Source organism: Actinomyces mediterranea (assembly GCF_900155595.1).
Classification (GTDB): Bacteria; Actinomycetota; Actinomycetes; order Actinomycetales; family Actinomycetaceae; genus Pauljensenia; species Pauljensenia mediterranea.
Genome location: NZ_FTPB01000002.1, coordinates 56,923 through 81,641, shown reverse-complemented (window position 1 = coordinate 81,641; position 24,719 = coordinate 56,923). Strand labels below are relative to the sequence as shown.

Below are 24,719 nucleotides of genomic sequence, written 5' to 3'. Positions count from 1 at the left end.
AGGAGTGCCGGGCGCTGTATCGGTCTCGCCCACGACGCCAAACGGAGTATCGGCGAATCGACTAGGCTGGGCCCGTGGCCACTGAATTCACTGAAGAGATTCGATCCCTGCGTCTGACGATGGACAACGTCCTCGCCGTGGTGCAGCCCGACAAGCTCCGCGCCCAGATCGCCGAATTGTCGGAGCAGGCGACCGCCCCCGACCTGTGGGACGATCCCGCACACGCGCAGGGGGTGACCTCCGAGCTGTCGCACCGACAAAGCGAACTCGACCGCGTCATCAAGATGAGCGAGAGAATCGACGACCTCGAGGCCATGGTCGAAATGGCGGGCGAAGATCCCGACGAGGCTGCCCTCATTCTCGACGAGGCCGAGTCCGACCTCGTCTCTCTCAAGGAAGACATCTCCGACCTTGAGATCCGCACTCTCCTCGATGGTGAATACGACGAGCGCAACGCCGTCATCACGATCCGAAGCGGCGCGGGCGGAGTCGATGCCGCCGACTTCGCGGAGATCCTCCTTCGCATGTACCTGCGCTGGGCGGAGCGCCACGGATACCCCACGAAGGTGATGGACACCTCCTACGCGGAAGAGGCCGGCCTCAAGTCGGCGACCTTCGAAGTCCAAGCACCTTACGCTTACGGCACCCTCTCCGTCGAGGCCGGCACGCACCGCCTCGTGCGCATCAGCCCCTTTGACAACCAAGGCAGGCGCCAGACCTCTTTCGCGGCCGTCGAGGTCATCCCCCTCATTGAATCCGACGACCACATTGAAATCCCCGAGTCGGAACTCAAAGTCGATGTGTTCCGCTCGTCGGGCCCGGGCGGCCAGTCCGTCAACACGACGGACTCCGCCGTTCGCATGACGCACATCCCCACCGGCATCGTTGTGTCGATGCAGGATGAGAAGTCGCAGATCCAGAACCGCGCCGCCGCCCTGCGGGTCCTCCAGTCCCGCCTACTCGTCCTGCGCCACGAAGAAGAGCAGGCGAAGAAGAAAGAACTCGCGGGCGACGTCAAGGCGTCCTGGGGTGATCAGATGCGCTCCTACGTCCTGCAGCCGTACACGATGGTCAAGGACCTGCGCACGCAGTTCGAATCCGGCAATCCGCAGTCCGTTTTCGACGGCGATATCGACGGGTTCATCAACGCGGGCATTCGTTGGCGCAAGAACCGGCAGAACGACGGGGCTGCCAACGCCTGAGCCGACTGCGAGCCGTATCACGCGGGCGGACGCGCGCGTGCGCGGGGGGATGAGGCGATCACCGGCGGATCGCGGCGTGTCGCCCCATCCGAGCGTCCCCGCGGTGGCCTAGTCTAATTGGGACCATGACCCCGAACTGGACGGTCCCATGATTCGATTCGATGACGTCACCATGGTGTACATGCCGGGTGCGAAGCCCGCACTCGACCATGTATCCCTAGAAGTCGAGCGCGGAGAGTTCGTCTTCCTCGTCGGCAAATCCGGCTCCGGCAAATCGACTTTCCTCCAACTCGTCATGCGCGAGATCAAGGCGACCGGGGGAACGGTCTGGGTCCTCGGACAGGACGTGTCGCGCCTGTCGAATTGGGCGGTGCCCAAGCTGCGCCGACAGATCGGCACAGTCTTCCAAGACTTCCGGCTGCTCCCGTCGAAGACCGTGTACGAGAACGTCGCCCTCGCCATGCAGGTGATCGGTAAGCCGAAGCACCAGATCCAAACCGCCGTTCCCGACGCCCTCGACCTCGTCGGACTCAAGGGCAAGGAGAATCGCCTGCCCCACGAGCTCTCCGGCGGTGAGGAGCAGCGCGTCGCAATCGCCCGGGCCATGGTCAACCGTCCTGAACTGCTGCTCGCCGACGAGCCGACCGGCAACCTCGACCCGGATACCTCGCTCGGCATCATGCGCCTGCTCAGCCGCATCAATCGCCAGGGCACGACAGTCGTCATGGCGACCCACGATGCGGATATCGTCAACCAGATGCGCAAGCGCGTCATCGAACTCCACGAGGGCGACGTCACCCGCGACCAGTCCCACGGTGTCTACGGGGCGGTGAGATAGACGATGAAGCTCCGTTTCATTCTGTCCGAGGTCGGCAAGGGACTGTCCCGCAATCGCGCCATGTCCGTCGCAGTCGTCCTCGTCACTTTCGTGTCCCTCCTCTTCGTCGGAGTCGCGGGCCTGTCGCAGATGCAGGTCATGCGCATGAAGTCCCAGTGGTATGACAAGATCGAAGTGTCGATCTACATGTGCGCCATTGATGACGGGACGCCCTCGTGCAATGCGCAGGAGGCCACGGACGAGCAGATCAGAGCGGTCCGCGATAAGTTGGCCTCAACCGAGATGGCGCCCTACGTCAAAGAGGTCTACGAGGAGTCGAAGGAACAGGCCTACGAGAATTTCCGCGAACTCTACGGCGATTCCGCGATCGGCCAGTGGACGAGCGCAGACATGCTGCAGGTGTCCTTCCGCATCAAACTCGTCGACCCGGAGCAGTATTCGATCATCAAGGAAGAATTCTCGGGCGCGCCGGGAGTCTCCGAAGTCAAAGACCAGCGCGAAATCGTCGAGCCCCTGTTCAAGGTGATCGACGCAGCGCGCCTGCTGGCACTCGGACTCGGCCTCGTCATGGTCGTCGCCGCGATCATGCTCATCTCCACGACTATCAAACTTTCAGCGATGAGTCGAGAACAAGAAACCCAGATCATGCGCTACGTCGGCGCATCGAATCTGTTCATCCAGGCGCCGTTCATGATCGAGGGCGCGCTCGCCGCCGTCGCGGGGGCCCTGCTGTCAGTGGGCGCCCTCTTCGCGGGAGTGCACTTCTTCGTACAGGGGTGGCTCGCCCCCGCATTCCAATGGACGAGTTTCATTGGAGCGCGCGAGGTCGCGTACATGACTCCGGCACTCATCGTGGCGGCGGTGCTCCTCGCCCTTGTAGCATCGGCATTCACCCTCGGAAGGTACACGAAGGCCTGATCATGACAATGACTCCAACACGAAGGGGACGGCGCGCCGTTGCAGCGGGATGCGCAGCGGTCGTCGCGATGCTCGCAGCATGGGCCGCACCGACTGCGGCGGAGGAGAGCCGCGACGAGGCAGCGAACCAACAGTCGCAGGCGCAGTCGACAGTGGACTCCCTCAGGAATCAGCTCACCGATATCGACGCCGAACTCGCTCAGATCTACCTCGATCTGGCGGACGCGAATGCGAAGATCCCCGTGGCGGAGCAGGCTCTCGCCGACGCCCAGCAGCGCCTCGATACTGCGAACCGTGAGCATGAGATTGCCCGCGGCCAGCTCACCGCCGCCCAAGCAAAGAACGACGCCCTCGACGCCGAGATGGACGAGGCGAGCGCGAAGCAGGACGAGGCCACCAAGGCGATCGGCGACCTCGCCCGTCGCATGTACAAGGACGGGACCTCCTCAGCGGTCGTCGTCGCACTGACGAAGTCGGGCACCCAGTCGATCGACCAGCGCACCGCTGCGGCCGATGCGATGGCGCGCACCCAGACGCAGGCCCTCAATGCGGCCCTCGACGTTCAGGCGACCCAAAGGACCCAGGTGAGTCGCCAAGAGGCGATCACTACGCGCATCGCCGAGCTTGAGGACAGGGCGAGGATCGCTCTCGAAGACGCAGAAGCGGCGCGTACCGACGCCGAGGAGAGCGTGAAGTCGCTCGAAGCGGCGAAGGCGGACGCCGAAGGTAAGCAGCAGGCGTGGGATGCGCGTAAGGCGGAGGCGCAGTCCCAGCTTGCGATCGCTCAGGCCGACCTCGATGCGGCGACCGCTAGGCTCGCCGAGATCGACGCGGCGAACCGTGCGGCGAATACGACCTACGTCTCGTCGGGCGGATTCGTCAACCCCGTCCCGGCCTCGTCCATGATCGTGACATCCCCCTTCGGATGGCGCATGCACCCGGTTCTGGGGTACCAGAAGTTCCACTCCGGAGTCGACCTCGCCGCCGCATGTGGCGAGCCGGTCTACGCCGCCGCGAACGGGCAGGTCTCCGCAGTCTCGTCGAGCGTATCCGCGGGCACCTACGTCGATGTCAACCACGGTATGATCGGCGGCAACTCCGTCGTCACAGAATACCTCCACATGCAGGCCGTCTACGTGTCGCCCGGTCAGTACGTCACTGCGGGGACCGTCCTCGGCGAGGTCGGGATGACGGGCTATGCGACGGGCTGCCACCTGCACTTCGGCGTCGCCGAGAACGGTTCCTACGTCGACCCGATGGGCTACTTGTGACACTTCGCGCTAAACTGTGCATCCTATCCATCCGCTGCGACTGCTGAAGAGGAGGTGCGTCGTGCCCAAGGCCTGGAAGAAACCGAAGATGACCGAGGGGGAGCTGCGCAAGGCCGCCTCCGACGCGAAGAAGACGATTGCGCGCAATAAGAAAGCGCGCCACGACTACCTCATCGAGGACGCGTGGGAGGCGGGCCTTGCATTGTCCGGCACGGAGGTGAAGGCGCTGCGAATGGGGCGCGCCTCCCTCGTCGACGCCTGGGTGGAGACGAAGAACGGCGAGGCGTGGCTGTACGGCGCGAATATCCCAATGTATGCGCAGGGCTCGTGGAACAACCACGCTCCGACTCGCAAGCGTAAACTGCTGCTCCACAAGGCTGAGATCGAGCGCATTGCGCAGAAGGTCGCGGCCAAGGGCTACACCGTCGTCCCATTGGAGCTGTACTTCATCGGCGGACGCGCGAAAGTTGAAATCGCCCTGGCCAAGGGCAAGCAGGAGTACGACAAGCGCCATGCCCTGCGCGAGAAGCAGGACAAGCGCGAGGCCGAGCGCGCAATGAGCCGCTACATCAAGCGTCCCCAGCGCTGAATCGCGGCGACAATGACTGGGCGTCTCAGCGGCAGGAAACGATGGCTCGTGCCCCTGTCGCTCGCCGTGTCCTTCGCCGCCAATGATGGGGAGGAGCTTCTCACCCTGACCCCATCCCTTCAGCGCACTGTAGATGCTCTGCCAGCATGGATCCCCGTTCCCGCGCGGGTCGCAGCGATCGATCAACGGCACGTGAATGCCGCTATTGTCATGATGGGGGCGTTGTGTGCATCGGCCGTCGTCAATGGGATGCGCACCTGCGGGCGGGGGAGGCTCTACCAGGACTTCCAATGGGCATACGGGCTGCACGGCTTCGGGCACCTCGCCGCGGCGGCTCTTACCAAGGGCTACACTACGGGAGTGGCGACCTCGCCGACGGTGGTCCTGCCGCAACTCGCCTACGCGCTCCACTCGCTCGACGCGGCGGGGGTGCCTCATCGGATGCGTCCTCTGCGAGCTCTCGCCCGAGTCGGCGGCTGGCTCGCACTGTCCCACCTCACCGGCGCCCTGTGGTCACACGTTTACAGATGCGATGAAGACGAACACTGATCGGGCATGGATGCTGACCGCGCTCCTTGTGGGGGTGCACCAGGCGGAAGAAGTGGTGTTGCCGATTCGTCGATGGCTGGATGAAGCGGGTACGACGGGGTGCGGATGGTTGGACGACCATCTGCGGGCGAATCCCCTCGCCAGCACCAATCCGTGGATTCGTGCAGGCCTCGTCGCCGGGCAGGGGGGTGGATTGTGGGTTCTGTACCGACTCACCCGCGGGGATCGGCGTGCTACGAGGAGGGCGACCACAACCCTGGTGACGCTGTGGTCGGTCGCATTCTGCATGCATATCGGTGTGTCATTGAGGACGCGGTCGTTCATGCCTGGGACTGCGACATCGATTCTCCCGGGGATTCCGGGGGCGGTCAGCGTCCTCAGTCGGATCGACGCGCTCACCCGGTGAGGCTGTTGTTGAGAGCTCTTGTGCGGTGTGCGTATTGTGAGGTATCCTGGTGTGTCCGGTTGAGTCAGCTGACCGGTGAGTTGATGAACTCAATAGGGGATGATCGGTTTCGACGACGGTCGTCGATCGAGGGGAAGCGGGCCGAGGACGCACGCTCTACTCGCAAACGATGTGTGCGAACCAATAGGTGCCGAACAGAACCGCACCGACTACGTTCTCGCCGCCTGATATCGCCGCGTGAACCTTTAGTCCGTCAGCCCAGGTGGTGCTCTCAGCCTGGTGCCTGGCGTCGTTCAGAGAGCCACTGGGTGCGGGCCATGTCGGTGGGTCCGCTCCGACACTCCATCGACTGAGCCCATCTGACAGCAGGCCTGCATGACGTCAGGGGCCGAGAAATTATCAGCAGGATGCGCCCGGAGAAGACCTCGGGGTCGGCCGTCGGACGGGGGTTCGATTCCCCCCATCTCCACTAAGTGCCTGCTGGCGTTGACACATTGATGCGCCAGTGGGCATTTTGTCATGTGCGTGTGCCATTTTTGGCCCCGCGCGTGAGAGTTGGGTGTTTTGCCGATGCGGTGCGGCGCTTCGACTGGTGAGCCAGGCATCGGCGGACGTGAGGATCTGGGCTCCTATGTGGGCAGGTCGTCACTCTGGGTGTCGGTGAGCTCGGATTCGATAATGATGTCGGTTGATGTGTGGCTTTGACTGTCATCGTCGTGGGGTGGTGGCTATGTCTCTGGTGCGGGGCCGAGGATTTTTTCGCCTGCTTTGATGACGAAGGATCCGAACAGGAGGTTTCCTCCGCCGCCGATGGCTGCCCCGATCATGAGGGGGATTTGCTTGCCGAGGACTAAGATGCCGGTCTTGGTGCCCCACTTGGTGACAAATCGTGGTCCCAAGATCTTGTTGGCTTGCTTCACGGCTTCCATGGGGAGCGCTTCGACGAGCTTCTTGCCCCAGTAGGGTGCGGTTCGTCCGATGGCCTTGTCGAGAAGCTTGGATGATGCGGAGTTGCCGAGCAGGACTGCGGTGATGAGCATCTTGCGACGCTCCAGATCTTCTAGGTCAAGGTCGTGGATCTCGGCCAAGCAGAGGATGTAGAAGACTGACGCTTCGAGGTAGGTCACGAGATCGACGACTGCGGCCGAGGTCTGGGCGACTCCGTTGGGAACGACGGCCGCCGTTCCTGCCCCGGTGCCGGAGGCCGTCACTGCGCCGAGGTACCACTTGTTGATGTATGAGATGAGTTCTTGGGGAGTCTTGTCTGGGTGGACACGGCGCAGCCGAGCGATGTTGGCCTGCGCGCGTGGCTGCTGGAGGGTGAGGGCTTTCTCGAATCCTGCGGAGATGAGGGCTCGTGGGTCCACCTTGGTCAAACTCTTCATGGCAAAGATTATGGCGTGCGTCGCCGTGGATTATGGGGAGGTCGTCGCGTCTACAAGGGATCTCAGCCCGGCGGTGTCCTCCCTTGACATCGATGCGCGTCCCGTCCTTGAACACAACCGTCGCGTGCCCGTTGGGTGTGATGTCGATGTTGTGGCAGAGAACGTGGTAAGTGGCGGGGTTGAAATCACCAGCCACCTGCAGCCCAGTGAGCGTGTTGCGGTAGGTGGCCAGGTCGGTATGCAGTCGTTGGCGGCGGGTGATCTCCGCCTCCGTCGCAGTGAACTCGTCGACTGCTTCCCCGGCGTTGGGTCTCGAGCTGGGCGAAGTGTTGCTGGTCTTGTAGGCAGGTGGCGTAGGCGGTGATCGCGTCTTCCATCATCCTCGTCACAGCATCGATCGCACCCCGTTGCTGTACGGCTTGCGTCTCCAGCTCGGTGGTATCGCAGAGGGTGGTGTGGAGGAGGTTCCAGTCGACTAGGTCCTGACGCCGAACCAGTTGGGTGAGGGCGGTTTGGAAGATCTGCTTGTGTTGCTGGTCGCGTAGAACTGGCATCTCGGTCGGGTGTGGGGTGCGGTATCTGTCTTTAGGCGGTCTGACGAAACCTCGATTTGAGGGATGACGAACTGTAGACTTCATGCGTGACTGATTATCGACCTCGAGTGGTGGACGGCGAGCTGAACCGGCGGATGGCAGCGATGGGGGCTGTGCTCATCGACGGCCCCAAGGCGGTTGGCAAGACGCGCACTGCTGTCGAGGTCGCGGCCTCGGTGTTCAGGATGGATGTCGATGAGGCGGCTCGCGCAGCCCTCGAGGTGGTGCCCGAGCAGCTGTTCTCCTCCCCGACTCCGATCGTCTTCGATGAGTGGCAGGAGACCCCGCGTCTGTGGAATCTTGTGCGTCGTGCTGTCGACGACCATGACGGGAGAGGTCTCTACGTCCTCACCGGCTCCTCTCGTCCGCGCGATGAGGTGGGGGTTCACTCGGGTGCGGGACGGATTGCGCGCTTGCGCATGCGGCCGATGACCCTGTTCGAGACCGGGCATTCCACGGGTGAGGTCAGCCTGCAAGGTCTCCTGGACGGGGGCGATCCCGTAGGCGCGAGTTCTGGTCTGAGCATCGATGGACTGCTGGAGCGGATCGTGGTCGGCGGGTGGCCGGATCTACTCGACGCCGGCGAGCGAGAGGCGTCGTTGTGGTTGAGCGACTATCTACGAACGCTCGCCGAGGTGGATGTTCCGGGACTGGGTCCTCGGCGAAACCCCGGCAATATCACACGACTGCTGGCCGCCCTTGGACGCTCTGCAGCGACTCCGCTGAATCTGACGTCATTGGCGAAGGACGTCGGTGGGGCCAGGGGGCCGATCGCGTCGGAGACCCTCACGAACTACATGGATGCGCTGGAGCGCCTCATGCTCATCGAGCCCGTTCCGGCCTGGCGTCCTCATATGCGTTCTCGGACTCGGCTGCGTGCATCCGCCGTCCACCACTTTGTCGATCCCTCGCTGGGGACGGCAGCCTTGGGGGTCGGGACTCGGCAGCTGCGTCAGGATCTCAACGCTGCGGGCCTGCATTTCGAGTCTCTGGTCATGCGCGACCTGCGGGTTTACGGGCAGTCCTTGGGTGCCACGTTGGCGTCCTGGCGCAATTCCCAGACCGGGCACGAAGTCGATGCGGTGCTCGAGCTCCCTGATGGCAGATGGGCCGGGATCGAGGTCAAGCTGGGAGAGTCTGCAGCAGATGCTGCTGCGGCTTCACTACTGCGGATGGCCAGCAAAATCGATCACGAGAGACACGGCGATGCGGCGGCGCTCATCATGGTGACAGGAGGTCGCTTCAGCTACCGGCGCCCCGACGGCGTCTGTGTCGTCCCCATCACGGCTCTCGGTCCGTGATAGCCGCTTCGGGACACGCTCTGACCGGGCGCGTCCTTCACAGCGTTGTGCACAAGTCGAGAAGTGATGATTCCTGACGTCGACCAGAGTGGATGGTGGACTCGAGAGCATTCCCTTGAACGAGCAATACATGGTCGCGAGTCGGAACGAGTTCGACACGTACTCCCTGGGCTTCATAGGGTGTTGTGGAGCGCTCGTCGGCTGCACGGATCCGCGTGCCAGGAGAATGCCTCGCGCAACTGCACACAGTCTGTGGAAACCTCAATTAGTCACCCGGTACGTGCGCCTGTGACCTGTGGATGTGCAATGGGTGCGAAGGGTGTGCATGCGGAAGACTGTGTGCAATTGTGCGGGTCGACCGACTGCTCCCAGCCCGTGTTTGCCGATACTGTCAGATCAAGCTGTGTGCCGAGTAGTTGCTATCCGCGCGATGAAGGCGCGTCGGAGATTCTGGTCGACGAAGGGGGAGAAGCATCATGGGGACCATTGATCAGATGAGTGACATATAGGATTTGATTACAAATCCGAGTATCCATGGGATGCGAAGAATGAGTTTTCAGAATATTTCAGTTCTCTGAATTCCCGATACGATAGATTATCGATAATCGCTAATAGTATTGGTGCATACTTTTCTTTGGTTTCGTTATCTGAAGTGCCGATTGAAAAAGCGATGTTCGTCTCGCCGATTGTGAATATGGAGAAGCTGATTCTTACAATGATGAGGCGAGTGGGCGTGGGAGAGGATGAACTTTGGGCGAAGGGTGAAATAAGAACGGCATTCAATGAGCAGTTATCATGGTCTTACCTCGTGTTCGTCAAGGAAAATCCAATTGTCTAGGATGTTCCTACCAGTATTCTTTATGCGGAGAATGATCACGTGACCAGCTTAGATACCGTGACTTCGTTCTCGCGTATGACGAACGCGGAGCTAACGATCATGCCTGGCGGTGATCATTGGTTCCATACCCGGGAGCAGTTGAAATTCCTAGACGATTGGATAAAGAAGAGCATCTGAATACTGGGATGAAGGTGTGTGACTAGCGGGCAAGAATCATTTCGGGCTCAACGATATCAGCTTCGCCATAAGTCGACGTATGTCGTCGCGTCGACTTCAGGAACATCGAGACCTGCGACGCGATGCCGAATACTCCGTCGAGAACGTACACCTGTGTGACGATCGGCTCGTCATCGCATCGGGGTGCTCCGAGGGCAGACCCGAGATAAAGGCGCATGACGGATGGCGGGGGGATCAGAACCTGTGGCGTGGTTGATTTAATGTGCCTGCACTGTCATGTCTCTTCAAGACAACAGTTCCTCGTAGATCCTCCGGTCGGAGTCGTTGTAGACGCAGAAGATGATCTGTTTGACCGAGTCGTTCCGCTCGGTGAAGTCGCGGACCTCACGAACGGCGATTTGTGCGGCCTTAAGCACGGGGAACCCGAAGGTGCCGGTCGATATGCAGCATAGGGCCACCGATGTCATCTCGTGGTCGCGGGCGGCATTGAGCACGTTGCGATACGCGCGGGCGAGCAGTTCGTCGTGTTCGGCGGTCAGCCTCCCGGACACGATCGGTCCGACGGCGTGGATGACATGGTGCGCGGGCAGATTCCAGGCCGAGGTGACGCGCACATCCCCGGTCGCAAGGCTCCCGCCCTGCATGATCTCGTTGCATTCGGCGCGCAATTGGAGGCCCGCAGCGGAGTGGATCGCATTGTCGACGCAGTAGTGCAGCGGCCCGAAACAGCCGAGCATTCCAGAGTTCGCCGCATTGACGATGCCGTCGACTGCGAGGTGCGTGATATCGCCTTGCCACAGGACGACCCGCTGCGTCTTCGGCAGGCGAACGGTGCGCGCCGCGTTCTCCTCGGACAGAACCTCGTCTTGAAGTGCCAACCAGTCGGCGCTGATCGGAGCGGGGGGACGGATGTTCATGAGGGCGCGCAGTGCGAGGCGCTCATCCGAGTACCCGTCCGCCAATGAGCGCAGCTCCTCCGACTCGTCAATGAGCCCCTCGACAAGGGCGTGGATGCGCGGGTCAGTCATGGCTTCTCCCTTCGCTGCTCGCCAGTCTATGCGCCTGCCCGCCCCGATGAACGGCCCTCAGGCACGAGTGTGTCGAGCCGGGGCGTTGCTGTGGACGAGTCATGGCGCGACGAGTACATTAATACCCCTAGGGGTATACGCTGAGGGTGTTGCCGATCCCTCGGACCGAGCACCCCGATGCGCAGCTCGTCGGATCCCTACCACCACATGCGCGGCACGGATCTGCGTCCGAATGCGTTGAGAGGAGCTTCTAATGTCGACATCGCAACGGTCGCTCACCCACATGCCCGTGACGGTATTCGCCTCAGTCATGGGGGTGGGTGCCCTGTCCCTGGCGTGGAAGCGCGCCGCGCACCTGTGGGAGCTGCCCCTATGGCCCTCCCTCGTCATCCTAGCCCTCGCCGCCTCCCTGTACGTCGTCGTCCTCGGCGCCTATGGCGCGAAGTGGGCGCTGCACCCCGCAGCGGCGCGAGCCGAACTCTCACACAAGATGCGCATGCCTTTCGTCCCCACGATCACAATCTCAACGATCGTTCTGGCCACCGCGGGAGCCGATGCCGCCCCCGGCATCGCCCGGGTCATGTGGTGGGCGGGAGCCATTGGACACCTCCTCGTCACGGCACTCGTCCTCACCGCATGGTCGATGCGCTCCGACATCACGAGTACGGACATCACGCCCGCGTGGCTGATCCCCGTCGTCGGCAATGTCGTCACACCCCTGGCGGCGCACCGGGTCGGAGACATAGACCTCGCGTGGTTCTCATTCGGTGTCGGAGTCGTCTTCTGGGGCGTCTTCCTCACCCTCATCATTGAACGCCTGCTCATGCACGACAAGGGGATTCCCGTGAAACTCCTGCCGACCTACGCGATCATGGTCGCCCCGCCCTCCGTCGCCCTGGTCGCGTGGTCGCGCCTGGGACACGAATCCGACGACGCCCTCAGTCGGATCCTCTTCGCCATCGCCTGGATGTTCGCCCTGCTCATCGGGTTCCAGATGAAGAAACTGCTCACAATCCCCTTCGCATTGCCCTCTCTTGCCTACACCTTCCCCGTCGCAGCCCTCGCCGTCGCCTCCCTCGTGATGGCCGAGGCCCTGCCCGGAGCCGTCTATCAGTGGCTCGCCCTCGTGGCCCTCGCGGTGGCGACCATCGCCATACCGATCATCCTCGTCGGCGTCATCATTCTGACGGTCAAGGGCCGCATCTTTGAAGCCGAGTAACAGGCTCGCGCAGGGTGAGTCGGTGCCGAGCGGTACGCATTCACGCAGGCCAGACGAGGGCGAGGGCGACGAGTGCGCACCACGCCATTTCGCTCAAACCGATGATGAGTGGGGGGAGAGGTCGGACTCGGTGCCGTTGCCAGGCAGGCATGGCGAGTGTGCGCGCGATGAGGCCGACCCATACGAGGGCGAGCGTCCAAGAGACGCTTCCCCGGGCAACCGCCACCGCAACAGCGGCGGCACCGATGATGTGCCAGACGAATGCTGTCCACATCCATCTCGCGTCGCCGCGCCCCCGGATGAGCGAGCGGACGAAGGGGACAGTTCCCGTGAAGTAGAGGCAGACGAGAGCGCCGGTGATCCATGCGTGAATGAGCTGCACATCGGCGATGCCGCTCGCCGGATCGAGGGCGTACCACGAGGCGACGGGAGTCATGAGAGACGAGGCGCAGATCGATGTGATGCGAGTGAGGATCGCCCTCTCGTATCTGCGCCAGATCTTCCACAGGGCGACGAGGACGAGGGGGAGGAACAGCGGGGCCCACATGAGTGCAGACGGCCTCGACCACAGCAGCGGAACGCTGAACGCGGCGGTTCCCCCCGACCAGACGACCAGTGCCGGGACGATGCCACGGCGCCGCCGAACAGTGGTCCTCCTCCAGGTCTCGAAGGCGTTGAACCAGGCGAAGGCACATATCCACGCCCCGACGAGCAGCACGTGCATCCCCGTCCAACCGGCATCGAGGATACCGAGTACGAGGGGGATGAGGGCCATCGGCCATGCTCCGTGCTGATCGGGCAGCCACCCGAGGCGCGCAAGAGTGCGAGCGCGCCGCGCCCGCACTCGTCGCATCGTGGCCGAACGAGCACCCTCGCGATCCGGCGACGAGAGGGCAGAGGAATGTCTTAGATCGGGCTGAGCATCCATAGGATGACTGTATAAGGTAAAGGTGTGCCTCAATGTACCGCGGGATCGGCCTACAAGCGCGGAAGGGGATTCTCATCACTGAAACGGGACTCCCGCAGTGAAATAGCCGAGGATGGAGGTATGACAGATCACGTTCGTGAATCAACGCTCCCATCGACGCCGGTATCCGGGGCCGCCTCGTGTGAGGACCGCTCGGCCAGGATCGCCGTCACCGTGTTCCCCCTCATCATCCTCGGCGCCCTCGTTCTGGGACTCCTGTTCCCGAGTTTCGCAGCCCCTCTCGTCTCGGGCGTCAACTACGCCCTCATGATCATCATGTTCGGCATGGGGCTCACTCTCACACTTCCGGACTTCGCCGTCATTGTGCGCAGGCCGTTCCCGGTCATCGTCGGGGTCGCCGCACAGTACATCATCATGCCCGTCGCAGCTCTGGGAGTGTCCACAGCCTTCGGACTTGATCCGGCCCTCGCAGTCGGCGTCATCCTCGTCGGATGTGCACCCGGCGGAACGGCGTCCAATGTCGTCGCCTACCTCGCCAAGGGGGATGTCGCATTGTCAGTGGCCATGACCTCCGTATCCACGCTCCTGTCTCCGCTGGCGACCCCATTGCTGACGAAGTGGCTGGCGGACCAGTACATGCCGGTCGATGCGGGCGCCATGGCGAAGTCCATCATCATGATCGTCGTCATCCCGATCGTCCTCGGGCTCGTTGCCAGGCGCTTCATCCCGCGCTTCGTCGACGCGGTCATGCCTGCGCTGCCATGGATCTCCGTCATTGGGATCTCCTACGCGGTGCTCGGCCTCGTCGGCGCCTCTGCATCCCGCATCCTTGCCGCAGGTCTGCTCATCCTCGCCGTCGTCATCGTCCACAATGCTCTCGGCCTCGCCTTCGGCTACACGATGGGCAGGGTGACGCGCATCGGCGAACGCGCCTCGCGGACCGTCGCGATCGAGGTCGGGATGCAGAACTCGGGCCTCGCCGCCGGGCTCGCCGCGCAGTACTTCACACCAGAGGCGGCGTTGCCGGGTGCGGTCTTCTCCGTCTGGCACAATGTGTCGGGTTCTGTGCTCGCGGCCTTCTTCCAGCGTCGTTCTATCGGCGCCTAAGCCCCCGGGCGGCCGCCCAGCGGGGGCGCACCACATCCACAGAGAATTCATAGGGACCCTCAACGGTTCCTCCAGCATCGCTTCCTACAGTGGGTACCACGACAAAGGAATACGGCTACGGGCCCATCCGGGGCACGCACAAGCCGACGATCTGTTTCAAGGAGACGCCTTCGGAAGAACTCGCACTGTGTTGATGGGATATGTCAGGAGTGGTCGGCCACTGGCCGACCACTCCTGGCATGCGAGCGGTGGATCAATCCACTTGGTCGAATTTGCGCCCCCATGTCGTGCGGATCGGATTGACATCTGCGAGGGGCATGGCGACGCGTCCGCAAGCGCCCCGCACGCAATCCGGTGGTCAATGCCGCAGCGTCACACGGCGGCACAATTCGTCGCACAAGTCACACTTTGGTGGCGCGAGGACGCTCTGAAGTTGCCCTAAGAGTATCCAGATAGCGGGAAATCCGTGACAAATTGCTGAAATACCGCGCCAAAACTGACAATCAGGGGTTTCATTCCGTACTGTATTCCCCAGTGACCACCACAGTGGTAGCTACCAAGTTCTACTAGGAAGAGGTTCCTACATGTCAGTGAATCGCACTGAGCTCGTTGCTCAGATCGCCGAGCGCGCAGGTCTGACCAAGGTCGAGGCGGATGCCGCCCTCGGCGCTTTCCAGGATGTTCTCGTCGAGTCCCTTGCCAAGGGAGAGGCCGTCAAGGTGACCGGCCTGTTCTCCGTTGAGCGCGTCGAGCGCGCCGCTCGCACCGGCCGTAACCCCCGTACCCGCGAGGAGATTCAGATCCCCGCGGGCTTCGGTGTCAAGCTTTCGGCGGGCTCCACGCTGAAGAAGGCTGTCTCCAACAAGTGACGCTTTGCTGAAACTCCGTGTGGGGCGCAGCCATGAGGCTGCGCCCCACACGCGTATTCGGGGACTTCACCTGTGGGGATGTCCAATGTGGCGGCTGGCCCTACAATGGGGCCCATGCGTGACGCCCTCGATGAACCCACTGGTCCGGAAGCCCCACAGGGCCCCGTAGGCCCCTCGACTCAATCGTCGACCGGGCTACTCGAACGCACCGAGGTCGAGCAGGAGAAGTCACCGGGAGACGGCGACCGCTTCGCCCACTTCGTGCGCAAGGACAAAGCGGACTCATCGATGATCACGGGACAGCCCGTCGTCGCCCTGTGCGGCAAAGTGTGGATCCCCTCGCGAGACGCGTCGAAATACCCCGTGTGCCCCACGTGCAAGGCCCTGCGAGACTCCATGGGCAAGAACGGGCGCAACTGGCCCTTCTCCGGTGGTTCGGGAGGCTCCGACAATTGAGCGCAGCGCAGGAACGACGCCATCCGTCCCGCGCCTCCCTCTCAGCAGCCCGATCCCTTCCCCCGGCGTTCCCCGCTCATGCGCGCCGCGGAACGGCGGGATCGCTGCGCGCCTGGCAGGCCCGTGCACTCGAGCTCTACCTCGACCGTCAGCCGCAGGATTTCCTCGCCGTGGCGACGCCGGGCGCGGGTAAGACGACATTCGCGCTGAGGATCGCGGTCGAACTCATCGGCAAGGGCGTCGTCGAGAAGGTGACGGTCGTCTGCCCGACTGAACACCTCAAGGGGCAGTGGGCGGATGCGGCGGCGCGCGTCGGCATCTACATCGATCCCGCCTTCACCAATTCCCAGGGCCGAGCGGGTTCGCACTACGACGGCGTCGCCGTCACCTATGCGCAGGTGGCTGCCAATCCTCCGGTGCATGCCGCACGTACCCGCGCCTATTCGACGTTCGTCATCCTCGACGAGATCCATCATGCCGGCGACGCCCTATCCTGGGGCGACGGCGTCCAGGAGGCATTCGCCGACGCGACTCGGCGCCTCGCACTCACCGGGACTCCTTTCCGCTCCGACACGTCCCCGATCCCCTTCGTCCGCTATGAAGAAGACGCTACGGGGGTGCGCCGATCGAAGGCGGACTACACCTACGGCTACGGGGATGCGTTGCGCGACCTCGTCGTCCGCCCTGTCCTGTTCATGTCCTATTCGGGGACGATGGCGTGGCGCACCAGCGCCGGCGATGAGGTGTCGGCCCGCTTGGGAGAGCCCCTGACGAAGGATCTCATCAAGCAGGCCTGGCGAACCGCCCTCGACCCGAGAGGGGAGTGGATCCCCGCTGTTCTGCGGGCCGCCGACCAGCGTCTTGAGGAGGTGCGCCGCCTCATCCCCGATGCGGGCGGCCTGGTCATCGCTTCCGATCAGGAGAATGCCCGCGCTTACGCCCGCCACCTGAGGATGATCACGGGACAGCGGCCGACGATCGTCTTATCCGACGACGCCGACGCCTCCGATCGCATTGACGCCTTCCGCGAGTCCACCGACAAGTGGATGGTCGCGGTGCGAATGGTCTCCGAGGGCGTTGACGTGCCCCGACTCGCAGTCGGCGTCTACGCGACGAATGTGGCAACATTCCTGTTCTTCGCCCAGGCGGTCGGCCGCTTCGTGCGCGCCCGGCGTCGCGGTGAGACCGCCACCGTTTTCATCCCCTCCGTCACGCCCCTGCTCGACCTCGCCGGGCAGATGGAAGTCGATCGGGACCACGCCCTCGACCGCCCCGACAAGGGAGGGGATGGTCTGTGGAACCCCGAGGACGCCCTCGTCGCGGCGGCCAATCGTGAAGAGAAAGCGTCATCCGAGCTGACCGGCCGATTCGAAGTGCTCGGCGCGGACGCGGAATTCGACTCCGTCCTCTTTGACGGCGCCGCCTGGGGGCAGGGCGCCGAGGTCGGCTCCGAGGAGGAACAGGAGTACCTGGGGATCCCCGGGCTGCTCGATGCCGAACAGTTGACGACCCTGCTGCGTGCACGCCAGGCCGAGCAGATCGCCGCACAGAAGAAGACGAGGGCGGCCGCCCGCCAGCGCGAGGCGAACTCCGGGGTATCGGACCACCGTGTGCGCGCGGCAAAGCGCAAGGAACTCCAGCATCTCGTGTCGGCGTGGTCGCGCCGCTCCGGAGACACGCACGCCGTCATCCACTCTCAACTGCGGAGCCGATGCGGTGGCCCGGAGATCGCGCAGGCCACGACCGAACAGATCGAAGCGCGGATCGCCCTGCTGCGCCAGTGGTTCGTCGGCAGGGGCTGAGCGGCTCAGAGAGTGATGTAGCGCGTCGGGATCGCCGCCTCGCCCTCGGACAGGCGCCACGCCTGGTAGGGGAGCTCATTGCGGGAGCGGATGTGGCGCGCCTGAGCCTGTTCGAGGGCATCGGGGCCCCACAGCTCGGAGTTGATGGCGCCGCCCTTGATGAGCGGGATCTGCAGGCGGCGCGCGCCGAGCTCGTCGAGGCGGGCGAGGGCCTGCTCGGCGCCGTCCGCGACGACGAGGACCTCTTCCGATGCGTAACCGTCTTCGTCGAGGAGGCGTCCGGCGTACTTGCGCCCGCCGACTGTGGACTTCGACTCCGACTTCTTCGCAACCCTGAGGCGAGTGCCGTCCGGGCCCTCACGCTCGACGAGTTTGTAGACGAGGGCGGCAGTGGGAACGCCGGAGCCCGTGACGAGTTTCGTGCCCACGCCATAGGAATCGATGGGGGCGGCGCCGAGGGCAGCGATCGCGTATTCGTCGAGGTCGTTGGTCACGGTGATCTTCGTGCTCGTTGCTCCGAGGGCGTCGAGCTGACCGCGGACCTTGAACGCCGAGGCGACCAAGTCGCCCGAATCGAGGCGGACCGCACCGAGTTCGCCACCGGCGGCGCGTGCCGCCTCAACCGCGTTGATGACTCCCCGTTCGACGTCGTAGGTGTCGACGAGCAGCGTCGTCGACGGGCCGAGCAGAGCAACCTGCGCGTCGAAAGCCTCGCGTTCGGAGTCGTGCAGGAGCGTGAAGGAGTGTGCGGCGGTGCCGATCGCGCGGATCGAGTAGCGCTTGGCGGCCTCCAAGTCCGAAGTTCCCGCAAAACCACCGATAATGGAGGCACGAGCGGCGGACACTGCGGCGCGCTCGTGTCCGCGCCTGGCGCCCATGTCCATGCAGGGGCGGCCGTGAGCGGCGATCGTCATGCGCGATGCCGCCGATGCGATGGCGCAGTCGTGGTTGAGGATCGACAACAGCAGCGTCTCCAGCATCGTGCATTCGGCGAAGGTGCCGACGACGGTCAGGAGCGGGGAACCGGGGAAATAGCACTCGCCCTCCGCGTAGCCGATGATGTCGCCGGAGAAGCGGAAGTCCTTGAGGTAGTCGAGGGCGTCATCGGAGACGATCGCGTTCGCGTGCAGCCAGTCGATCTGCTCGGGCTCGAACTCGAAGCGCTCCATCGCCTCGAGGATGCGGCCGATTCCCGCGACGACGCCGAATCGGCGGGTGGCGGGCAGCCTGCGTCCGAAGACTTCGAAGGTCGAGGACCTGAATGCGGTTCCGGCTTTGAGGGCGGCGTCGAACATCGTGAGTTCGTACATGTCCGTCAGCAGTGACGTGGAGACTGAGGAAGGCATATCTCTAACCTAGTCGCAATCGGTCGATTCTGTGTGCGCGAAAACCCGACGAATCGGGAACTCCTTGCTTAGTCTGGTTCTCATGTCGTGCGCTTCGACCAGTCCGGACACCGTTGCGGAGGCGCTTCATGCGCGCCACCCGCTGTGGCGCACCGTGGTGTGGGACGACCCGGTGAACCTCATGGACTACGTGACCAGGGTTTTCATGCGCCACTTCGGGTATTCGCATGAACAGGCCGAATCGCTGATGATGCAGGTGCACACGGTCGGCAGGGCCGTCGTCTCGTCGGGGCCGCGTGAGCGCGTCGAAGCCGACGTCGTCGCCCTGCACGGGTACGGCCTCCACGCGACTCTGGAGCCCGTTGAATGATCGGACCGTTCGTCTACGAGGATGGGGCGTACCGGGCACGGCTGACAGCGCCCCACACGACGCTGTTCATCCAACTCGTCCGTGAGATCCTCGTCGTCCTCGACGAGCCCGCCGAATTGTCCTCCGTCGTCAGTGCGACGACGGGATTGGAGACGCGGCGCGACATCCCCGAAGAGAGGGCACTTGAGCATCTGCTCCCCCCGATGAGCCTCGACCCCGACGATGCGTCGAGCCTGCGCGCGATGACGGAGGACTTCCTGCGTGCGGAGAAGTCCTCACGACTGCGCAGGGCCCAGTTGATGCTGGAGAAGTGCGAGCACCTGGACCTCGGCGAAATTGCGATCAGCGAGGACGAGGTGTGGGAGTGGCTCGGTGCGCTCAATGATATTCGTCTCGGATTGGCGGGCGAACTGAGCCTCCAGACCGATGAGGACGTGGTGAGAATCGAGGAACTCGCAGGACAAGCGCCTGTTGGAACACACGAGCAGAGCGCTGCGGCGATCTACATGATTATCACCTGGTGGCAGGATTCACTGATCTCGACCCTGAATTCTTGAGCCGGGTCGAACTAGTGTCCTGGTATGGACAACGCGCCGATCGGCATCTTCGACTCTGGCCTGGGCGGCCTGACTGTCGCGCGCGCGGTCATCGACAAACTGCCCGATGAACAGATCCTGTATCTGGGGGACACCGCGCACACGCCCTACGGGCCCCGCCCCATCGCCGAGGTGCGCCGCTACACCCTCGAATGCCTCGACGAACTCGCATCCCGGGGAGTCAAGGCGATCGTCATCGCATGCAACACCGCGACCGCTGCGGCCCTGTCAGACGCCCGCGAACGCTACTGGATCGACGCCCACATCCCCGTCATCGAGGTCATCACCCCTGCGGCCCGACAGGCGGTCACCTCGACGCGCAACGGTCGAATCGGCGTCATCGGGACGAATGCGACGATCCACTCCGAGGCGTATGCGGGGGCGCTCGCAGCCGTTCCCGGGCTCGCCGTCATCCAGCAGGCGTGCCCGCTGTTCGTCGACTTCGTGGAGCGGGGTGTGACGACGGGCCTGGAGCTTGAAGTCGTTGCGCGCGAATACCTTGAGCCCCTCAAGGCTGCCGACGTCGATACTGTCATCCTCGGGTGCACGCACTACCCGCTGCTCACCGGCGTCATCGGCCGCGTCATGGGGGACGGGGTCGCCCTCGTCACCTCCTCCGAAGCGACGGCGAATGTCGCCTACAACGAGCTCACCGACCGGGAACTCCTCCACGGGCCGTGGGGGAAGGGGGAGGAGCCAGCCCACGAGTTCCTCACCACCGGAACCGGTGATGCCTTCCCCGCACTCGCCAGGCGGTTCCTCGGCCCCGAGGTGGTCCGTGTCCGCGAAGTCACTCTCGAATCCGGAATAGGAGCCTGATGCGCCTCACCATCATCGGATGCACGGGCTCCATGTCGGGGCCCGCATCCCCCGCGTCCTGCTACCTCATCCAAGCGCCGGGCGTCGACCCGCAGACGGGGCTGGAGCGGATGTGGAATGTCGTCCTCGAATTGGGGCCGGGCTCCTTCGGCGCACTGTGGCGCCATATCGACCCGCGCGACCTCGATGCCGTGATCTTCTCCCACTGCCACGCGGACCATATGGGCGACGTCGTCTCCCTCCAGGTCCACCGCCGGTGGGGCCCCGCATCCGACCTGCCGCCGCTGCTCGTCGCAGGCCCCGCCGACACCGCCGAGCGGATCCGTCAGATCGACGGCGCTGCGCCCGATGAACAGTACTGCCGCGAGTTCTCATTCTTCACCCTCAGTGCCGAACAATCCTTTATGATCGGTCCGCTGAGCCTCACCCCCGCAGCGGGCTGGCACACGGTCGAGGCATACGGCGTCAGAGTCGAGGGGCCCGGCGAAGAGGAGGGGATGGCGTCCATGTTCTTCACCGGCGACACCGACGAGATCTCGACGATCCGCGAGGGCGCCCGGGGCGTGGACCTCCTGCTGACCGAGGTCGGCTTCACCCGTGCCGATACGACTCGGGGCATTCACATGGACGGGGTGCGCGCGGGCCGCCTCGCAGCGCAGGCGCAAGCGGGGCGCGTCGTTGCTACTCACATTCAGCCGTGGACGGACAGGGGCATCGTCGAAGAGGAGTTGAGGACCCACTGGTCGGGTCCCCTTGATTTCGCCGACGCCGATCGCGTCTTCATCGTCGAGGGCGAGTAAGCGCGGATTGCTCGGCTGCGGGCCATTCCCCGTGGTGGTCGGCGACCCATTGGAATAGTGCGGCGAGGATCTGCCCCGTCGCAGTGGACGAGTCCTCCTCGCCGGTGCGGTAGCGTACGAGTATCCGCCTGAAGCCCAGCCCGGGCAGGTGGGTGATGCGCATGCCGTCGAGGGAGATACCCCGTACCGCCATTGCCGGCAGGATCGTCGACCCTTTGCCCGCGCGTACGAGGGCGTGGGCGGCCTCGTAGTTGACGTACGAGTAGGGCACCCATTGGGGGTGGGGGAGGGTGGCGACGATCCGTGCGAGGGTGTGGGAGCCGATCGTGTCGGGGTGGACTCGCAGCCATGCGACATCGGCGAGGTCGCGTTCGGAGCCGACTCGCGGGGCGCCCTCGGGACTGACGAGGACCCATGGTTCGTCGATGAAGGGAGTGTCGGTGAAGCCGCGGGGCGCGGGCTCCGGCGTCGTGTCGCGCTCCAACATGAGCAGGTCGATGCGTCCCGCGCGAAGGGCCCCCATGCCGTGCGGCTCGTCGGTCTCGTCGAGATGGACTTCAATGCCCGGCAGATCGCGTTCGAGCTCGCCGATGAGGGGGAGGAGGACGGTGCGGATGACGGTGTGGAACGCGCCGATGCCAACGATCCCGGTGATCTGCCCGGCGATGGGGCGCAGACTGCGGGCGATGTCGTTGAGATCGTTCTCGATGCGCTCCGCTCCGGCGACGAGAATGCGTCCGGCGGGCGTGAGCGCGGCCCCTGTCGGTGAGCGATCGACGAGGTCGAGGCCGACTTCTTCTTCGAGGCGTCGGATCTGCTGGGACACGGCCGACGGGGTGAGTGCGAGGACATCGGCTGCGGCGACGATGCCGCCCTGGCGGTGGACTGCGAGGAGGTAGGCGAGACGCCTCGGATCGATATGCACCGCCGCCCCCGATTGTAGAAATAATGAAGTGTGACTATAGGGTAGTTCAATTGTGCTGCATGTGTGTGACGGGCATAATAGAAGTGTTGAAACGAGCAAAGGCGCTTGTCATCAACACAGAACGGAGTCAGTCATGTTTGCCCTTGTCCACGCTCTCTTCGTCCGAATCCGCAGGTCCGTCACCCGATACCGCAGACAGCAGCGCAACGAGCTCCAATTCTGCATGGACCGCTCCATTTACGGGGCCCTCGTCGCCCGCTGACAACGAGGCATCCGAGCCGCTCATGTCGATGAGCGGCGTGTTGGTGCGCCCCGGGTGTCCGCCGCGTCCCGACGGACTGCGTCGTGCTGCTCGATCCTCGTGCCGGTCACACATCCCGCCCATATTCTCCTTCCCGTCGGCGTTCGAAATGCTAGGACTATTCCTAGTCGCTGTGGAGGGCGGCGAGTGACGTGTTAACGGTGATACGTCGTGAGGATGAGGAAGGATCAAGCATACGTGCAAAAACGGTCGGAATTGCTGCTGCAGCGGCTCTTGCAATGACGATGCTCATGTCCCTCGTAGCGAATGCGGCGGGCACTTCAGGTTGTTACGCTTATACGGCGGTAGAAGGGCACCAACTCGGATCGTTCTGTCCGCTAAGATGAGAGCTATAATTGGCACAGGGCTGGCGGTCGATTCTACTTCAATTCTGGCTACTCAACCAACTACTACACTGCCTGGGCGAATAAAGGAGTGTATGCAACGACCGTGTGTGTTCATGGAGGTACTGTGACAAGTAAGTGGCAGCATTTTTCCAACTGACCGTTGAACGGTAGAAGTTGTTGTCAGTCGTGTGAGCATGGGCTCGTATGACTGACAACACCGTTTTTTCAGGAAAGGGGTCGGCAGTGTCTGTTCTTCGGAAGACTTCGACGGGTGCTCTCGTCGCCCTGTTTGCCGTGGTAGTCTCCGGATGTGCGTCTGAAGGCGTGAGCGGTCAACGGTCAGGTCTTTCTGATACCTCGCTGGCGGCATCAATTGAGCAGGAACGTGAGAATGCGAAGGGGAAGCCGTACGAGGAGTTCGTTCTGGCCGTTCTTGAAGATGGGGAGATCTCTGAGTCGGAGGTTCTCGAATCTCAAGCCCGAGTGACTGAATGTATGCGAGCAGCCGGGGTTGACGGCTTCGAATATCTGGGCCTTACTGGAGGGTCAAAAAATGATAACACGGCCGAAGATCCGAATGGTGAAAAGGCTGACGCGGCTTTGGATTCCTGCGAGAGGAAGCTCGGTCATATTCCGATATCAGGCTTGTATTACATAGCTAGAACCAGTCCTCATGGTGAGGACCCGGATGTGCTCGTCGCCGCGTGTCTCGTTAGGCGTCAAGTGGTCGATCCGTCCTATTCCGCCGAAGATTTCAAACGCGAGTTCATCGGATACATGGAGCAGCACGTGGATGGGGGTGTGGAAGGTGATCCGATGCTGGCCCTCTCCTACACGGTTCCCGTCGAAGAAGGAGCACGGGTGCTGGGCGAATGCATCGATCACCCGCTGGAAGGCGAAAGATGAGGCGCGCATGGGCGTTGGACCTGCTGGCGGCCCTGACCCTTGCGGGAACGGGAATGAGCGCCGGGATCCTGATCGCGCGCCAGCCCGTACCCGGTTCCCTGGTGGAGGCGCAAACCCTCGCGGCTGCTCCGGTATCGCACAGGGACTTCGCCGATGGGCGCAGAAGCCTCGATATCGACAGGGAGAAGATCATCGCCCTGGCGACGGATACTCCCCTCTGGCGCCCTCTTGAACGGGACATGCGCGGAGCCGATGTGGCCGCCCTCCAAAAGGAACTGGCCCGGCTCGGTTACGACGTAAGGGAGAGCGGGGTCATGGACTGGTCGACCCGCTTCGCGGCCGCCGACCTCTTGGGAATGGACGACGGCGATGGCGGCGTTCCGGACTCCATCCCTCACGACCGCTTCCTCTGGATCCCCTCCGAAACGGTGACGGTCGAAACTGTCGATGCTGCCGTCGGACAATCCGCCGACGTCACGACGCCCCTGTTCACACTGGCCGCCGCGCAGACCGAGGTCCGAATACAGATCCCCGCCGATGCGCTGGAGGGCGAACGCGAGATCGCCTTCGGCGACACGATCATCCCCGTCGGCGACTCCGGGCAGATCGACGACCCCGAGGCGATCGCCGTCATCCTCGCCTCCCCGCAATACGCCGCGGCGAAGGAGACGGCGAAGGAATCGGATGCCGTCTCCTTCCAAATGGAATGGAGCTTGCGAGAATCCACTTTGGTAACGGTGGTGCCCCCTGGAGCGCTGTTCGGCCTGTCCGGTTCCACCGGATGCATCGCCCATGAGGGCGTGGTCGTGCCCGTGTGAATCGTCACCCCCCAG

General features: G+C 63.4%; 25 protein-coding genes and 1 other RNA gene. 20 read left to right on the top strand and 6 right to left on the bottom strand.

The genetic code is table 11. From position 1 onward, the window contains the following. Nucleotides 1-74 precede the first annotated feature (74 nt). The 8 genes from prfB to ssrA all read left to right on the top strand — a co-directional run bounded on the left by prfB (nt 75) and on the right by ssrA (nt 6,245). Nucleotides 75-1,202 carry a peptide chain release factor 2 gene (gene prfB / locus BQ7471_RS00415; protein WP_076463370.1) on the top strand — a complete coding sequence of 376 codons (1,128 nt, stop codon included), beginning with the start codon at nt 75-77 and terminating at the stop codon, nt 1,200-1,202. A 148-nt stretch (nt 1,203-1,350) separates the two neighbouring features. Beyond that, nucleotides 1,351-2,040: a cell division ATP-binding protein FtsE gene (ftsE, locus tag BQ7471_RS00410; protein WP_076463369.1), complete on the top strand. Its 690-nt coding sequence runs from the start codon at nt 1,351-1,353 to the stop codon at nt 2,038-2,040. Between the two features lie 3 nt (nt 2,041-2,043). Then, nucleotides 2,044-2,958 (top strand): permease-like cell division protein FtsX, encoded by a 915-nt coding sequence (ftsX, locus tag BQ7471_RS00405; RefSeq protein ID WP_076463367.1) that lies wholly within the window; start codon nt 2,044-2,046, stop codon nt 2,956-2,958. A gap of 8 nt (nt 2,959-2,966) precedes the next feature. Beyond that, nucleotides 2,967-4,229: a peptidoglycan DD-metalloendopeptidase family protein gene (locus tag BQ7471_RS00400; protein ID WP_328586640.1), complete on the top strand. Its 1,263-nt coding sequence runs from the start codon at nt 2,967-2,969 to the stop codon at nt 4,227-4,229. 61 nt (nt 4,230-4,290) lie between these two features. Next, complete coding sequence (smpB, locus tag BQ7471_RS00395; protein WP_076463363.1) at nt 4,291-4,818, top strand: SsrA-binding protein SmpB; 528 nt, start codon at nt 4,291-4,293, stop codon at nt 4,816-4,818. Between the two features lie 12 nt (nt 4,819-4,830). Further along, the gene (locus tag BQ7471_RS00390) at nt 4,831-5,367 is read left to right on the top strand and encodes an HXXEE domain-containing protein (RefSeq protein WP_076463361.1); all 537 of its coding nucleotides are present in this window, start codon (nt 4,831-4,833) and stop codon (nt 5,365-5,367) included. Beyond that, on the top strand, nt 5,351-5,773 hold the full coding sequence (locus BQ7471_RS00385) for an HXXEE domain-containing protein (protein WP_076463360.1): 423 nt from the start codon (nt 5,351-5,353) through the stop codon (nt 5,771-5,773). The genes BQ7471_RS00390 and BQ7471_RS00385 overlap by 17 nt, the downstream gene beginning before the upstream one ends. Nucleotides 5,774-5,868: 95 nt before the next feature. Next, nucleotides 5,869-6,245, top strand: a transfer-messenger RNA (tmRNA) gene (ssrA, locus tag BQ7471_RS00380). Nucleotides 6,246-6,501: 256 nt separating this feature from the next. Here ssrA and BQ7471_RS00375 read toward each other — a convergent pair. Continuing rightward, nucleotides 6,502-7,158: a hypothetical protein gene (locus tag BQ7471_RS00375; protein WP_076463358.1), complete on the bottom strand. Its 657-nt coding sequence runs from the start codon at nt 7,156-7,158 to the stop codon at nt 6,502-6,504. 640 nt (nt 7,159-7,798) lie between these two features. Between BQ7471_RS00375 and BQ7471_RS00365 the strand changes: the two genes are divergently transcribed. Continuing rightward, complete coding sequence (locus BQ7471_RS00365; RefSeq protein ID WP_083663157.1) at nt 7,799-9,052, top strand: ATP-binding protein; 1,254 nt, start codon at nt 7,799-7,801, stop codon at nt 9,050-9,052. Between the two features lie 1,299 nt (nt 9,053-10,351). Here BQ7471_RS00365 and BQ7471_RS00350 read toward each other — a convergent pair. After that, complete coding sequence (locus tag BQ7471_RS00350) at nt 10,352-11,095, bottom strand: protein-ADP-ribose hydrolase (protein WP_076463352.1); 744 nt, start codon at nt 11,093-11,095, stop codon at nt 10,352-10,354. Between the two features lie 253 nt (nt 11,096-11,348). Here BQ7471_RS00350 and BQ7471_RS00345 point away from each other — a divergent pair, with 253 nt between their 5' ends. Continuing rightward, nucleotides 11,349-12,314, top strand: a complete 966-nt coding sequence (locus tag BQ7471_RS00345; protein ID WP_076463351.1) for an SLAC1 anion channel family protein — start codon at nt 11,349-11,351, stop codon at nt 12,312-12,314. Between the two features lie 40 nt (nt 12,315-12,354). Here the strand turns inward: BQ7471_RS00345 and BQ7471_RS00340 are convergent, their stop codons facing one another. Beyond that, nucleotides 12,355-13,158: a YwiC-like family protein gene (locus BQ7471_RS00340; protein WP_205408223.1), complete on the bottom strand. Its 804-nt coding sequence runs from the start codon at nt 13,156-13,158 to the stop codon at nt 12,355-12,357. 204 nt (nt 13,159-13,362) lie between these two features. On the opposite strand from BQ7471_RS00340, the gene BQ7471_RS00335 reads away from it, so the two are divergent. The 4 genes from BQ7471_RS00335 to BQ7471_RS00320 all read left to right on the top strand — a co-directional run bounded on the left by BQ7471_RS00335 (nt 13,363) and on the right by BQ7471_RS00320 (nt 17,476). Beyond that, the gene (locus BQ7471_RS00335; RefSeq protein WP_076463350.1) at nt 13,363-14,349 is read left to right on the top strand and encodes a bile acid:sodium symporter family protein; all 987 of its coding nucleotides are present in this window, start codon (nt 13,363-13,365) and stop codon (nt 14,347-14,349) included. A gap of 584 nt (nt 14,350-14,933) precedes the next feature. Continuing rightward, nucleotides 14,934-15,218, top strand: coding sequence for an HU family DNA-binding protein (locus BQ7471_RS00330; protein WP_076463349.1), 285 nt, complete (start codon nt 14,934-14,936; stop codon nt 15,216-15,218). Nucleotides 15,219-15,332: 114 nt separating this feature from the next. After that, nucleotides 15,333-15,674, top strand: a complete 342-nt coding sequence (locus BQ7471_RS00325) for a DUF3039 domain-containing protein (protein ID WP_076463574.1) — start codon at nt 15,333-15,335, stop codon at nt 15,672-15,674. Beyond that, nucleotides 15,671-17,476 (top strand): DEAD/DEAH box helicase, encoded by a 1,806-nt coding sequence (locus BQ7471_RS00320; RefSeq protein WP_083663155.1) that lies wholly within the window; start codon nt 15,671-15,673, stop codon nt 17,474-17,476. Before BQ7471_RS00325 ends, BQ7471_RS00320 begins: the two co-directional genes overlap by 4 nt. Nucleotides 17,477-17,481: 5 nt before the next feature. Here the strand turns inward: BQ7471_RS00320 and BQ7471_RS00315 are convergent, their stop codons facing one another. Further along, nucleotides 17,482-18,822 (bottom strand): nicotinate phosphoribosyltransferase, encoded by a 1,341-nt coding sequence (locus tag BQ7471_RS00315; RefSeq protein WP_076463347.1) that lies wholly within the window; start codon nt 18,820-18,822, stop codon nt 17,482-17,484. Nucleotides 18,823-18,904: 82 nt separating this feature from the next. Between BQ7471_RS00315 and clpS the strand changes: the two genes are divergently transcribed. The 4 genes from clpS to BQ7471_RS00295 are packed head-to-tail and all read left to right on the top strand — an operon-like array spanning nt 18,905 to nt 21,407. Beyond that, nucleotides 18,905-19,192 (top strand): ATP-dependent Clp protease adapter ClpS, encoded by a 288-nt coding sequence (gene clpS, locus BQ7471_RS00310; RefSeq protein ID WP_076463345.1) that lies wholly within the window; start codon nt 18,905-18,907, stop codon nt 19,190-19,192. Next, entirely contained in the window at nt 19,189-19,749 is a 561-nt protein-coding gene (locus BQ7471_RS00305) for a DUF2017 family protein (RefSeq protein ID WP_076463344.1), read from the top strand. Before clpS ends, BQ7471_RS00305 begins: the two co-directional genes overlap by 4 nt. Before the next feature lie 24 nt (nt 19,750-19,773). Then, nucleotides 19,774-20,607 carry a glutamate racemase gene (murI, locus tag BQ7471_RS00300; protein WP_076463342.1) on the top strand — a complete coding sequence of 278 codons (834 nt, stop codon included), beginning with the start codon at nt 19,774-19,776 and terminating at the stop codon, nt 20,605-20,607. Continuing rightward, entirely contained in the window at nt 20,607-21,407 is an 801-nt protein-coding gene (locus tag BQ7471_RS00295; RefSeq protein WP_076463341.1) for an MBL fold metallo-hydrolase, read from the top strand. Before murI ends, BQ7471_RS00295 begins: the two co-directional genes overlap by 1 nt. On the opposite strand, the gene BQ7471_RS00290 is transcribed toward BQ7471_RS00295, so the two are convergent. Then, nucleotides 21,388-22,332 (bottom strand): LysR family transcriptional regulator, encoded by a 945-nt coding sequence (locus BQ7471_RS00290; RefSeq protein WP_076463339.1) that lies wholly within the window; start codon nt 22,330-22,332, stop codon nt 21,388-21,390. The two genes, BQ7471_RS00295 and BQ7471_RS00290, sit on opposite strands and share 20 nt — an antisense overlap. A 127-nt stretch (nt 22,333-22,459) precedes the next feature. Then, nucleotides 22,460-22,708 carry a hypothetical protein gene (locus BQ7471_RS11455; protein WP_205408222.1) on the bottom strand — a complete coding sequence of 83 codons (249 nt, stop codon included), beginning with the start codon at nt 22,706-22,708 and terminating at the stop codon, nt 22,460-22,462. Between the two features lie 476 nt (nt 22,709-23,184). Between BQ7471_RS11455 and BQ7471_RS10920 the strand changes: the two genes are divergently transcribed. Together BQ7471_RS10920 and BQ7471_RS00275 are read left to right on the top strand one after the other, a co-directional pair. Beyond that, on the top strand, nt 23,185-23,886 hold the full coding sequence (locus BQ7471_RS10920) for a hypothetical protein (RefSeq protein ID WP_129583285.1): 702 nt from the start codon (nt 23,185-23,187) through the stop codon (nt 23,884-23,886). Next, nucleotides 23,883-24,704, top strand: a complete 822-nt coding sequence (locus BQ7471_RS00275; protein WP_076463334.1) for a peptidoglycan-binding domain-containing protein — start codon at nt 23,883-23,885, stop codon at nt 24,702-24,704. The genes BQ7471_RS10920 and BQ7471_RS00275 overlap by 4 nt, the downstream gene beginning before the upstream one ends. The last annotated feature ends 15 nt before the right edge of the window (nt 24,705-24,719 follow it).